At 55.2% G+C, this 12,296-nt stretch carries 7 protein-coding genes; 1 reads left to right on the top strand and 6 read right to left on the bottom strand.

All coding sequences use genetic code 11. The annotated features are described in order from the left end of the window. Nucleotides 1-43 precede the first annotated feature (43 nt). The 6 genes from LU196_RS14925 to putP form a co-directional block, all read right to left on the bottom strand. Nucleotides 44-577: a fimbrial protein gene (locus LU196_RS14925; protein WP_232759774.1), complete on the bottom strand. Its 534-nt coding sequence runs from the start codon at nucleotides 575-577 to the stop codon at nucleotides 44-46. Between the two features lie 660 nt (nucleotides 578-1,237). Then, entirely contained in the window at nucleotides 1,238-2,026 is a 789-nt protein-coding gene (phoH, locus tag LU196_RS14920; RefSeq protein WP_232759773.1) for a phosphate starvation-inducible protein PhoH, read from the bottom strand. A 564-nt stretch (nucleotides 2,027-2,590) separates the two neighbouring features. Beyond that, entirely contained in the window at nucleotides 2,591-3,871 is a 1,281-nt protein-coding gene (efeB, locus tag LU196_RS14915; protein ID WP_232759772.1) for an iron uptake transporter deferrochelatase/peroxidase subunit, read from the bottom strand. A 2-nt stretch (nucleotides 3,872-3,873) separates the two neighbouring features. Further along, entirely contained in the window at nucleotides 3,874-4,992 is a 1,119-nt protein-coding gene (efeO, locus tag LU196_RS14910) for an iron uptake system protein EfeO (protein WP_232759771.1), read from the bottom strand. Nucleotides 4,993-5,017: 25 nt separating this feature from the next. Then, nucleotides 5,018-5,851: an iron uptake transporter permease EfeU gene (gene efeU, locus LU196_RS14905; protein WP_232759770.1), complete on the bottom strand. Its 834-nt coding sequence runs from the start codon at nucleotides 5,849-5,851 to the stop codon at nucleotides 5,018-5,020. A gap of 228 nt (nucleotides 5,852-6,079) precedes the next feature. After that, nucleotides 6,080-7,564: a sodium/proline symporter PutP gene (gene putP, locus LU196_RS14900; RefSeq protein ID WP_232759769.1), complete on the bottom strand. Its 1,485-nt coding sequence runs from the start codon at nucleotides 7,562-7,564 to the stop codon at nucleotides 6,080-6,082. 430 nt (nucleotides 7,565-7,994) lie between these two features. On the opposite strand from putP, the gene putA reads away from it, so the two are divergent. Next, nucleotides 7,995-11,939, top strand: coding sequence for a trifunctional transcriptional regulator/proline dehydrogenase/L-glutamate gamma-semialdehyde dehydrogenase (gene putA, locus LU196_RS14895; protein WP_232759768.1), 3,945 nt, complete (start codon nucleotides 7,995-7,997; stop codon nucleotides 11,937-11,939). The last annotated feature ends 357 nt before the right edge of the window (nucleotides 11,940-12,296 follow it).

The following is a 12,296-nucleotide window of genomic DNA, read 5'->3' as shown; positions in this document are numbered from 1 at the left end:
ATTTTTAAAAGAGCATGCCGCTCTGCGCGGCATGCTCTGGAGATTACAAGTAATTCAACTCAAACTGTGCTGCACTCTGAAACGAACCCGGGACGATAGCACTCGCAGGGCCGCTGCTTGCTTGTACATAGGCGTAGAATCGCAGCGTGTTATTACCGGTCGTGAGTTTCTGAACGGCAGTTGGTGTGTCTAATACCACCTTATTATTTGAGAAATCTGTCAGAACAATGCTTGCGCTACTGGTGTTGCCCAGTAAAGCCAGGCTGTCGGTATCAAACTGAGAATGTGGACCTTTAAACGTGACTTCAACCGTCTTGTCTCCGGTAAAGGCGCAGTTTTCAAGTTTGATGTCAAACGCACGCGGCACGGACGCCCCGGTATTGGAGCCCGCGCTCAGAGCAGCGTTAGCAATTTGTCCCAGTTCAACAGTCTGATCCAGCGACTCAGGTTTAATGGAACACGGTGCATCAATAATGGCACCGGTGAAATTTACCGTGCCACTTCCTTGATTCGCCTGAGCGGCAGAAATAAAGCCCATCGCCAACAGGGCGCCACACATGATTTTATTCAGCTTCACTGATTTGATTCCTTTTCGTGACAAATGACAAGATTCAGAAAATGGCTAAAACCATCTCTCAATGACAAATCTATAATTGCATCAAATATTGAGAACAGAGATAAACGCGAGCAGTTACTAATAATCACACTGCACCACGCTTCCTGCCATCCAATACTGCATGCGGATTTTTGCAAAAAAAATAAGTTAATGAAAAGAGTTTCTTTTAAAGAATAACAATACAGTACATATTTCTTCTATTAATTTAAAAACCCCTTAATTTCCGAGAGAAAACCCAAGCAAGGATAAAAACTAAAAACAAAAAACACATAAGGGCAATCCCATTAGTTTTTTATAAATTTTTATCGAGAATCGTCCTGAAATAAATAACCCCTGCATCGGCGTTGTCTCAAATAGCGACCTCACTGACAGGAAAATAACCCATAAATATCAGCTGAGCAAAAAAAATAGCCTTAATGAAGACGCCGACTATCCGGTTAGAGCAGTAAGTCGGGAAGGGAAAGTTGATGATAAAAATAAAAAACCATGGCGTACTAATCATACCCAGCTTTCAAGGGGTGTTAAAAAGGCCCGTTTAACGGGCCTTTTTGAAGTAAAGGTCACTTCCCCTTTTCTTCTGATACGTCCAGATTGGCGAGATGGATACGGTATAGATCCAGCTTAATCATAAGCCTGCAGCGTACGCTGACATAATGCCGAACGCACACAGTCCTCTTTACCAAAACGCACTACACCAATCATTTCGTCTTCTTCGAAACGGGCTAACGCGTCTGCAAGGCCGGATTTCACATTGCCGGGCAGATCGCATTGGGTAATATCGCCATTAACGATGACGGTGACATTTTCACCCAAGCGCGTCAGAAACATTTTCATCTGGGCAGCCGTGACGTTTTGCGCCTCATCCAGAATCACGACCGCATTTTCAAAGGTGCGCCCTCGCATATAGGCAAAGGGAGCGATCTCTACCTTAGCAATTTCAGGCCGCAGGCAGTACTGCATGAAGGAAGCACCCAGACGTTTAACCAGAACGTCATAAACCGGACGGAAGTACGGCGCAAATTTTTCTGAAATGTCGCCGGGTAGGAAGCCAAGATCTTCGTCTGCCTGGAGAACCGGACGCGTGACAATGATCCTTTCGATATCCTTGTTGATGAGGGCTTCAGCCGCTTTCGCTGCGCTGATCCATGTCTTCCCACAGCCGGCTTCACCGGTTGCGAAAATGAGCTGTTTAGATTCTATGGCGTTAAGATAGTGCGCCTGAGCTTCATTTCTGGCTTCAATTGGCCGACGGTCGCGTACATCACGCGCCATGCCAATGGCATCCAACCCACCCATCTGCACCAGCGAAGTGACCGATTCTTCTTCACGCTGACGATGACTGCGGGAGTCATTACGAAGCACTCGACGGGCTTCACGACGCGCTTTGATCACTGCTTTCTGTCTTCCCATAGTGGCACCTTACAGTTGGTTTCGTTTATCGCGGCAACGAGCACGGCGATGACTTGAACGCTTTAGAGGTTTGTTTGGCTTCCTTGTAAGCCTTTTCAGCCATTGAAATGGTGCGCTATTACGCCGAGACGCAAAGGCGCACCGGTAAAGAGAATTGAGATGAAGAAAACGGGTAAAGCGAAGTGGTTTGGCGAGCGGGAAAAAAGGTCCCGCAGTAGACTGCGTAAGAGAGGAAAATGACCCTGTTCGTTACAGGAACTCTTCATGCGCTAACTCCAGTGGCCCGTGCCACACAACTGAAAACGCTCATGTCTTAAGTGAATCATATTGGCGAAACTTTGCAACATCGTTTTTACTTTCACCGTAAAAAAAGGGATAGCGTCGTTGCGTAAGCCAGGATACTTAAATGAAATTTTTATTTAAATTTAATGACTTATGATATTTGCTCGCCGCACCACTTTTTCAGTTTATTCGCCACTCTTTTGTCGCAAGCGTTGAAATCGCGCTGCGGTAAATGGCGTGCTTATGCAAAAAGAGATCGCACAAGCACTGCTCAAATATTAATCAAGCCTGCAACAAGGATTGCCCAAGATAATGGTTTTCATCCTGTATGCCCGGTAAAGCGAAAAAGTATCCGCCGCCAATTGGACGAATATATTCTTCGAGCGCTTCGCCATTTAACCGCTTCTGTACCGTAATAAACCCTTTGCTTAAATCATGCTGATAACACACGAACAGCAAGCCCATATCTAGCTGCCCTGCACCGGTGATGCCAGCGGAATAACTGTAACCGCGACGCAGCATTAGGCTGTCAGCGGTTTCAGGCGTGCGCGGGTTTGCCAGACGAATGTGCGCATCAAGTGCAATACGCTGACCGGACGGGTCGCTCGCGTAATCGGGATCGTCATGCTCATGAAGCTTGCCCAAGGGCGCACCGGATAGTTTATCCCGCCCAAAAATGGTTTGCTGCTCGCGCAGTGGCGTGCGGTCCCACATTTCCACATGAAAACGAATGATGCGTACCGCCTGGTAGCTACCGCCGCGCGTCCACGCGGGTTCCGCTTGGTCGTCGGTGACCCAGACGATATGGTCCATGAGCGCGGCATTATGTGCGTCAGGGTTGGCCGTTCCGTCTTTGAAACCCAGCAGGTTAATGGGGGTCTCTTTTCCGTTGCTGCGCGCAGCATGATCCGGAATAAATCCCTCGCGTCGCCAGCGCACCGCAAGCAGATCGGGAGCGTGCTTGATGACGTCGCGCAGCGCGTGAATCACCGTGTCTTGCGAATTCGCACAGATCTGCAGCAGCAGATCGCCGTGGCACTGTGCAGCATCCAACGAATCATTGGGAAAACGCGTCATGGCTTGCAGCTGCGCAGGTTTTAGGCTGCTCAGTCCAAAGCGCTCATCAAACAGCGAATGCCCCACCGACAGCGTCATGGTCAGATTATCGGGCGAAATGCGAGCGCCCAAGATACCGGAGTCCATCGGCGGCAACTGGGGATTGGTCACTGCGGGTGCCGGGCCGCCGCGTGTCAGCAACGCAAAACGCTGAGTGAGCAATCGAAACAGGCGCTCAAGCTCTTGTTTGTCACTGGCCAGCACGTCAAAAGCCACCAGCATCATGGACGCCTGCTGCGGCGTAAGAATCCCCGACTGGTGCGCACCATAGAATGGCTGCGCCTGCTGGCGTGCGTCGGGCGCAACGGTACCCGGTGAAAAGCTGTCAGCCGCTGTGGCGGCGTGAAACGGGCAGCCCCCACCGAGCGCGGCGGCTCCGCCAACCAGCCCCAATCCTTTTAATAAACGGCGGCGCGCAGGCTGTGCCGTATCCGATTTTTTACTCATGATCAATCCACGCCCAGTGTGCCACGCAGCAAAGCGAGATCTTCCGCCAGCGCCGTAATCGGGCCTTTCAGCGCATTGCGATCCGGGGTCGTGAGCTTCTCATAAGAGGCAAAGCCGGTTGGGGTACGGTATTTGCCCAGCACGTCGTCCACCTTGCGGAAGTTGGTATCCACTTTTGCCAGCAGCTGTGGATTCGCTTTTTGCAGCGCCGGACGCAGCAGATCAACGATTTTTTTCGCGCCGTCCACGTTGGCCTGGAAATCAGACAGATCGGTACGACTGTAGCGATCTTCTTCACCCGAGATTTTGCTCGCCGCCACTTCTTCAATCAGGCCTGCCGCGCCACCCACCACTTTTGCCGGGGCAAAAGCCAATGCGCTGACGCGCTTCTGGAGTGCCTGCACATCCTGATTCAACTGCGTCGCAACCGGCTCCGCCCCTTGCGTGGTATTGTCAGCAAACAGGATTTTCTCAAGGCGATGAAAGCCGGTGAATTTCGGATCTTCGGCCTTTTTCTCAAAGTCATCTTCGCGTGCATCGATACTGCCATCCAGATCGGAAAACAGTTCCGCAATCGGTTCGATGCGCTCATAGTGCACGCGCGTAGGGGCGTACAGCGCTTTTGCCTTGTCGACATCCCCCGCTTTGACCGCATCGGTAAAACGTTGGGTACTGGCGACCAATGCGCTCACCTCCTCCATAACGTAGCGCTTATAGTCAGCGATCGGCCCGGCTAACGAGGTGATATCGGTCTTGCCCGCTTCTGGTGCCGCTGTTTTCCCCGTCACCACCAGCGTACCTTTCGCGTTGGTGAGCAGGCCGCAGGTCATTTCATACTGACCGGCTTCTAAATTTGCCGTAAGCTTTTGACTAAAGCCGGGCGCGATATTCTCGCGTTCTTCAACCACCATCACGCCTTTGAGGATTTCCCACTCCAGCGCCTTCTGGCTGTTGTTTTTGATAATAAACTGCGTTTTACCGGCAGGCACATTGAGCGTCATCGGCTCGCACTGTTTGTCGTTGACCGTCACGGTAACCTGAGGAACATCGGCGGCGGCAGCCACCCCGGAAAGCGCCAGCATCGAAACCAGCAGTGCCTGGCGGCGCGAACGAATCGTCATAGTCATTTCCCTGAAAAAGTCGGTATTAACGTGCGGTGGAGGCAGCCTTGGGCATAAGGCGTGCCGGGATAAAGAACAGCAGTAGCGCGGGCACCAGATAAATCAGCCATGCCGCGACTTCACTGATGCTCGGTGCTTCTTGATAGCCTAATAAGCCTTCTAACAAGGTGCCCATGAGCGAATGCGTGGAGAGAATCGCGCTGAGATCGAACGCCGTCTGCTGAAAGTGATTCCACAGCCCAGCCTCATGGAAGGCCCGCACTGCGCCGGCGGCCAGACCCGCAGCAACGAACAAAATAAACAGGCTGGTCCAGCGGAAAAAACGCGCTAAATCCAACCGGATGCCGCCGTAATAGAGCAGCATGCCCAGCAGTACGGCGCTAAGTAGCCCAAGGATCGCGCCGACGGGAGGCGCGTAACCGACGTCCTGCGTAAAAGCGGCAAGCAGGAAAAATACCGACTCCAGGCCTTCGCGCGCGACGGCGAGGAAAACCATGACAACCAGCGCCAGACCGCTGCCGCCGCGTTTCTCTAACGCCTGATCCACGGAGCGTTCCAGGGTGGCTTTAATACTGCGCGACACCTTTCTCATCCAAAACACCATGGATGTCAGAATCACCACGGCAACGGTAGCCACTATGCCTTCAAACAGCTCCTGCTGTTTTTGCGGAAACTCACCGGTAGTGGCGTTAATGACCACACCCAATGCCAGACAGAGCACGACAGCGCTAAACACCCCGCCCCACATCGCGGGGAACCACTGGCTGCGGTGAGTACGCTTGAGATAGCTGGCAATCAGGCTGACGATCAGCGCGGCTTCGAGTCCTTCGCGCAGCATGATGAGAAAGGGAACGAACATCACCCACCTCGTGAATGTTAGGGTCTGTAAGGTCAATGTAAAAACACGTAAAGTGAAACGATATCGATTATCATTATCGGATGAAAAAATACAAGTCACCCTGCGAAATTAATTCACCTGAGAGAGGGCGATGCTGATAAAACGGCCGAAAAGCGAGGCGATGAAATGACGCTAATGTGGCAGCGGAGGGCATAAAAAAGGCGCACATGCGTGCGCCTGAAAGGAGGATTATTTACCGAGGTATTCCGCTTCAGCCGCCGCAAAGCGTTGCTGCGCTTCGGCAGAAGGGGCTTTGCCCGTCAGGCTGGACACCACAATGGCAATGCTCGCAAAGATAAAGCCAGGGATGATCTCATACAGCGCGACGTAGCCGTAGTGCTTCCACAGCAGCACCGTCATGGCACCGACAATCATGCCCGCCAGCGCGCCGTTACGCGTCATGCGTTTCCAGCACACACCAAACAGCACAACCGGACCGAACGCCGCGCCAAAGCCTGCCCACGCGTAACTCACCAGACCCAGAACGCGGTTCTCCGGATTAGCGGCCAGCGCAATGGCAATCAGTGCAATCAGCAGTACCATCAGGCGCCCTACCCATACCAGCTCTTTCTGGCTGGCATTTTTGCGCAGGAAGCCCTTATAGAGGTCTTCGGTTAATGCGCTGGAGCACACCAGCAGCTGACAGCTCAGGGTCGACATCACCGCGGCTAAAATCGCCGAAAGCAGAATACCGGCTACCCACGGGTTAAACAGGATACGCGCCAGTTCAATAAAGATGCGCTCTCCGTTTTGGCTCACGCCCGCGGCCTCAGCCGGATGATTTTCAAAATAGGCGATGCCAAAGAAGCCCACCGCCACTGCGCCACCGAGGCACAGGATCATCCAGGTCATACCGATGCGACGCGCGGTGCGAATGGAATGGTGCGATTCCGCCGCCATAAAGCGCGCCAGAATGTGAGGCTGACCGAAGTAGCCTAGCCCCCAGCCCAGCAACGACAGTACCGCTACAAGGTTGAGGCCTTTAAGCATGTCGAGATTTTCGAGGCTTTTCGCCCTAATCACCGCCAGCGAATCGTCCAATCCACCCACGGCGACAATCACGATAATTGGCGTCAGGATCAGGGCAAAAATCATCAGCGTTGCCTGAACGGTATCGGTCCAGCTGACCGCCAGGAAGCCACCGACCAACGTATAAAGAATGGTTGCCGCCGCACCGGCCCACAGGGCAGTTTGATAATCCATCCCAAAGGTGCTCTCAAAGAGGCGCGCACCGGCTACCACGCCAGACGCGCAATAGATGGTGAAAAAGATCAGGATAACCACGGCAGAGATGACGCGAAGCAGCTTACTTTTATCTTCAAAGCGACTGGAGAAGAAATCAGGTAAGGTCAATGCGTTGTCGTGATGTTCGGTTTGCACGCGCAGGCGACCCGCCACAATCTTCCAGTTAAGCCACGCGCCAATGGTCAGGCCAATGGCAATCCAGCTTTCTGAAATCCCTGACAAGAAAATCGCGCCCGGCAAGCCCATCAGCAGCCAGCCGCTCATATCAGAGGCGCCCGCTGAAAGCGCGGTCACTACGCTGCCTAAACTGCGTCCACCAAGGATATAGTCGTCGAAGTTTTTGGTTGAACGGTAGGCGATAAAGCCGATGAGTACCATCCCAAGGATATAGATACAAAAGGTCACCACCATCGGTGTACTTACACTCATAGTCTCTCCACTTATTCTGTGATTCCCCAGAGAAATCTTTGGCTGGCCATTGGAACGTTATGACACAGCGTTTTATTACCGCATCCAGAGAAAGCGATGTCTTTAAGGCGCGGTATCCTGCCCCAAAGGTGCGAAGCGCACAATGCATTTAACACATCTGTTACATGGGTTTCACCTGCGTTCGCAATTTACGTGTCAACAGGTTGCGCCCGATCACAGCTTGAGTTGCACTCCATCAATCCAAGACAAGTCTTGTTTAGCGCGGGTTGCAACATTGGCGAGTTTCTTGCAGCAATTTTCGTGCCGTCTTGTCCCACACGGGTCATCAAAGGTGCTACCAGCGTCACATTTAACAAGGTTGCACAAAGTTGCAACATACGTAATAGTGCAGCCACATTGAACATGGAAACACGCTGAGAACGAGGAAAACATGGGAACGACTACCATGGGGGTGAAGCTGGATGAGGTCACCCGCGAGCGCATCAAACTGGCTGCGCAGCACATTGACCGCACGCCGCACTGGCTGATCAAGCAGGCGATTTTTAACTATCTTTCCCAGCTGGAAGCGGGAGAATTCGTGCCGGAAGTGCCGTTGTCAGCGGCGGATGCGGGTCAACCCGACACCCTGCCTGAAGAGACGCTTCAGCCCTTCCTTGAGTTCGCCGAACATATTCTGCCGCAGTCGGTAACCCGCGCCGCCATCACCGCCGCATGGCGTCGGCCCGAACCGGACGCCGTGGCGATGATGCTGGAGCAGGCGCGTTTGCCCGCACCGCTGGCGGAGAAAACCCACCAGCTGGCTTATACCCTGGCGGAGAAGCTGCGGCACCAAAAAGGTGCAACCGGACGCGCTGGCATGGTGCAAAGCCTGCTGCAGGAGTTCTCACTCTCTTCTCAGGAAGGGGTCGCACTGATGTGTTTGGCAGAGGCACTGCTGCGTATTCCCGACAAGCCCACGCGTGATGCACTGATCCGCGATAAAATCAGCAACGGCAACTGGCAATCTCACCTGGGGCGCAGCCCATCCTTATTCGTGAATGCCGCCACGTGGGGCTTGCTGTTCACTGGACGTTTGGTGTCCACCCATAACGAAGCCAACCTGTCGCGCTCGCTGAATCGCATCATTGGCAAAAGCGGTGAGCCGCTGATCCGCAAAGGCGTGGACATGGCCATGCGCCTGATGGGCGAGCAGTTCGTGACGGGCGAAACCATTGCCGAGGCGTTGGCAAATGCGCGCAAGCTGGAAGAGAAAGGTTTCCGTTATTCGTATGACATGCTGGGAGAAGCCGCACTCACCGCCAGCGATGCCAAAGCTTATCTTGTCTCGTATCAGCAAGCGATTCACGCCATCGGTAAAGCCTCCAACGGGCGCGGTATCTATGAAGGGCCGGGGATCTCTATCAAGCTGTCGGCGCTGCACCCGCGCTACAGCCGTGCTCAGTATGAGCGCGTCATGGAAGAACTTTATCCTATTCTGAAATCACTGACTCTGCTGGCGCGCAGCTACGACATCGGCATTAATATTGATGCCGAGGAGGCCGACCGCCTTGAGCTCTCGCTCGATCTGCTGGAAAAACTCTGCTTCGAGCCTGAATTAGAGGGCTGGAACGGTATCGGTTTTGTGATTCAGGCCTATCAAAAACGCTGCCCGTTGGTGATCGATTCGCTGGTTGAACTCGCGCAGCGTAGCCGTCGCCGCCTGATGATTCGCCTGGTGAAAGGCGCCTATTGGGACAGCGAAATCAAACGTGCTCAAATGGAAGGTCTGGAGGGGTATCCGGTCTACACCCGCAAAGTCTATACCGATATCTCATACCTCGCCTGCGCGCGTAAACTGCTGGCGGTGCCTAATCTGATTTATCCGCAGTTTGCCACCCACAATGCCCACACGCTGGCGGCGATTTATCAGATGGCGGGCAACAATTATTATCCAGGACAGTATGAGTTCCAGTGCCTGCACGGCATGGGAGAGCCGCTGTATGAGCAGGTGGTAGGGAAAGTGGCAGACGGCAAACTCAATCGCCCTTGCCGTATCTATGCGCCGGTCGGCACCCATGAAACCCTGCTGGCCTACCTGGTGCGCCGCCTGCTGGAGAACGGTGCCAATACGTCATTTGTCAATCGCATCGCCGATACCAGTTTGCCGATCGATGAGCTGGTTGCCGATCCGGTGGTCGCCGTTGAGCGTATGGGCGTGAGCGAAGGCGCGGTTGGCCTGCCGCATCCGAAAATTCCTCTGCCGCGCGATCTTTACGGTGACAAGCGCGTCAACTCAGCCGGGCTCGATCTGGCGAACGAACATCGCCTGGCTTCCCTCTCCAGTGCGCTGCTCAATAGCGCCAGCCAGCCATGGGTTGCTGAGCCGATTATTGAAGGCGAGCGTGAACAAGGCAGCAGCCAACCCGTAGTGAACCCCGCTGCACCCGCTGACGTAGTGGGACACGTGCGTGAAGCCACCGCAGGCGAGGTCTCTGCCGCCCTGGACGCGGCGGTGAATGCCGGTGCCATCTGGTTTGCGACCCCACCTGAAGAGCGTGCGGCGATCCTTGAGCGCGCCGCCGACGCCATGGAAGGTCAGATGCAGCAGCTGATAGGCCTGCTGGTGCGCGAAGCCGGTAAAACCTACAACAACGCCATCGCCGAAGTGCGTGAAGCCGTGGACTTCCTCTACTACTACGCGGGCATGGTGCGTGACGATTTCGATAACGAAACCCACCGTCCGCTTGGCCCAGTGGTGTGCATTAGCCCATGGAACTTCCCGCTGGCCATCTTCACCGGCCAGATCGCGGCCGCCCTGGCTGCGGGTAACAGCGTGTTGGCAAAACCCGCAGAGCAGACGCCGCTGATCGCCGCTCAAGCGGTACGCATTTTGCTGGATGCGGGCGTCCCTGCTGGCGTGCTTCAGCTGCTGCCAGGCCAAGGGGAAACGGTTGGCGCGCAGCTCACGGGTGATGAGCGCGTGCGCGGCGTGATGTTCACCGGTTCAACCGCCGTGGCGACACTTTTGCAGCGCAATCTGGCAGGACGTCTCGATCCCCAAGGACGCCCCACCCCGCTGATTGCGGAAACCGGCGGCATGAACGCGATGATCGTTGACTCGTCGGCGCTGACTGAACAGGTGGTGATCGATATCGTTGCCTCCGCGTTCGACAGCGCGGGGCAACGCTGCTCAGCGCTGCGCTTGCTGTGCATTCAGGAAGATGTGGCTGACCATACGCTCAAAATGCTGCGCGGCGCCATGGCTGAATGTCGAATGGGTAATCCTGAGCGCCTGTCGACAGACATCGGTCCGGTCATTGATGCAGAAGCAAAGAGCAATATCGAACGCCACATTCAGGCCATGCGCAACAAAGGCTTTACCGTGTATCAGGCGGTACAGGAACACCCACAAGACAGTAAAGAGTGGAGCAGCGGCACCTTCATCAAACCGACGCTGATTGAATTGGATCAGGTGAGCGATCTCGATAAAGAGATCTTTGGTCCGGTGCTGCACGTGGTGCGCTTTGCGCGCAACAGTTTGCCACAGATCATTGAGCAGATTAACGCCTCGGGCTATGGCCTGACGCTGGGTGTCCATACGCGCATTGATGAAACCATCCATCAAGTTACCGCCGGGGCCAAGGTCGGTAATCTCTACGTTAACCGTAATATGGTCGGCGCCGTGGTTGGGGTGCAGCCGTTCGGCGGGGAAGGCCTGTCTGGCACCGGCCCCAAAGCGGGCGGACCGCTTTACCTTTACCGTCTGCTGGCGCATCGGCCGGAGGGGGCGCTACGCCTTACCTTTGACCGCCAGGATGCCGAGCGTCCGGTGGATGCGGCGGCACGCGCCGCTCTGCTGGTGCCTCATCAGGCGTTGCAACAGTGGGCGCAGGCAACACCGGCGCTGCAGTCGGTCTGCCAGCGCTTTGAGGAGATGTCACAAGCGGGCACCGTTCGCTTGCTGCCTGGCCCAACGGGTGAGCGCAACACCTTCACCCTGCTGCCGCGCGAACACGTGCTGTGCATCAGCGATAATGAGCAAGATGCACTTGTGCAGCTTGCCGCTGTAACCAGCGTTGGCAGCCAGGCAGTGTGGGCAGATGATGAATTGCACCGTCGCCTGCACACCACCCTGCCCGCTGACGTTCAAGCGCGGATCCTGCTGGTGAAGGATCCGCTGGCGGCGAGCTTCGACGCCGTGATTTACCACGGTGATGCCGATCAGCTACGCAGCCTGTGTGAGCATATTGCCGCCCGCGACGGTGCGATTGTTTCCGTGCAGGGCTTCGCCCGCGGCGAAACCAATTTGCTGCTGGAGCGATTGCTGATTGAGCGTTCACTGAGTGTGAATACGGCCGCCGCTGGCGGAAATGCAAGTCTGATGACCATCGGATAAACGTTAAGTGGGGGGCTGAAAAGCCCCCCTTTTTTTGCGGGTTCCGGCCCGCAAAGCCGGTGAATCTTGAGCGGGTTCCGGCCGCTCAGCCGGTAAATGGAGAGCGGGTTCCGGCCCGCTATGCCGGTTTTTAATTGCGCGGGCTCGCGCGTTGGCCGCTGCGCTGGGCTGACCCTGAGCGGGGTCCGGCCGCTCAGCCGGTATGGCTATGAGCGGGTTCCGCCCGCTATGCCGGTCTTTACTGAACCCTGAGCGGGTTCCGCCCGCTAACCGCACGGCAGTTTCATCCGCCCCGCTGCGGCGTACGGGCAAAGGGCCGATGGGCGCGGCCCTTTGCAATCCGCGCCCTGCGCCAGC

The sequence above is a fragment of the Pantoea sp. Mb-10 genome, assembly GCF_021272205.1.
Lineage (GTDB): Bacteria > Pseudomonadota > Gammaproteobacteria > Enterobacterales > Enterobacteriaceae > Pantoea.
The sequence above is the reverse complement of the archived record's forward strand: the minus strand, read 5'-3'. Positions and strand labels throughout refer to the sequence as shown.

What these genes read in the sequence shown, in the direction of transcription:
- efeB (WP_232759772.1), bottom strand. Translation starts at nt 3,871, where the DNA reads ATGAGTAAAAAATCGGATACGGCACAGCCTGCGCGCCGCCGTTTATTA.
- putA (WP_232759768.1), top strand. Translation starts at nt 7,995, where the DNA reads ATGGGAACGACTACCATGGGGGTGAAGCTGGATGAGGTCACCCGCGAG.
- phoH (WP_232759773.1), bottom strand. Translation starts at nt 2,026, where the DNA reads ATGGGAAGACAGAAAGCAGTGATCAAAGCGCGTCGTGAAGCCCGTCGA.
- putP (WP_232759769.1), bottom strand. Translation starts at nt 7,564, where the DNA reads ATGAGTGTAAGTACACCGATGGTGGTGACCTTTTGTATCTATATCCTT.
- efeU (WP_232759770.1), bottom strand. Translation starts at nt 5,851, where the DNA reads ATGTTCGTTCCCTTTCTCATCATGCTGCGCGAAGGACTCGAAGCCGCG.
- efeO (WP_232759771.1), bottom strand. Translation starts at nt 4,992, where the DNA reads ATGACGATTCGTTCGCGCCGCCAGGCACTGCTGGTTTCGATGCTGGCG.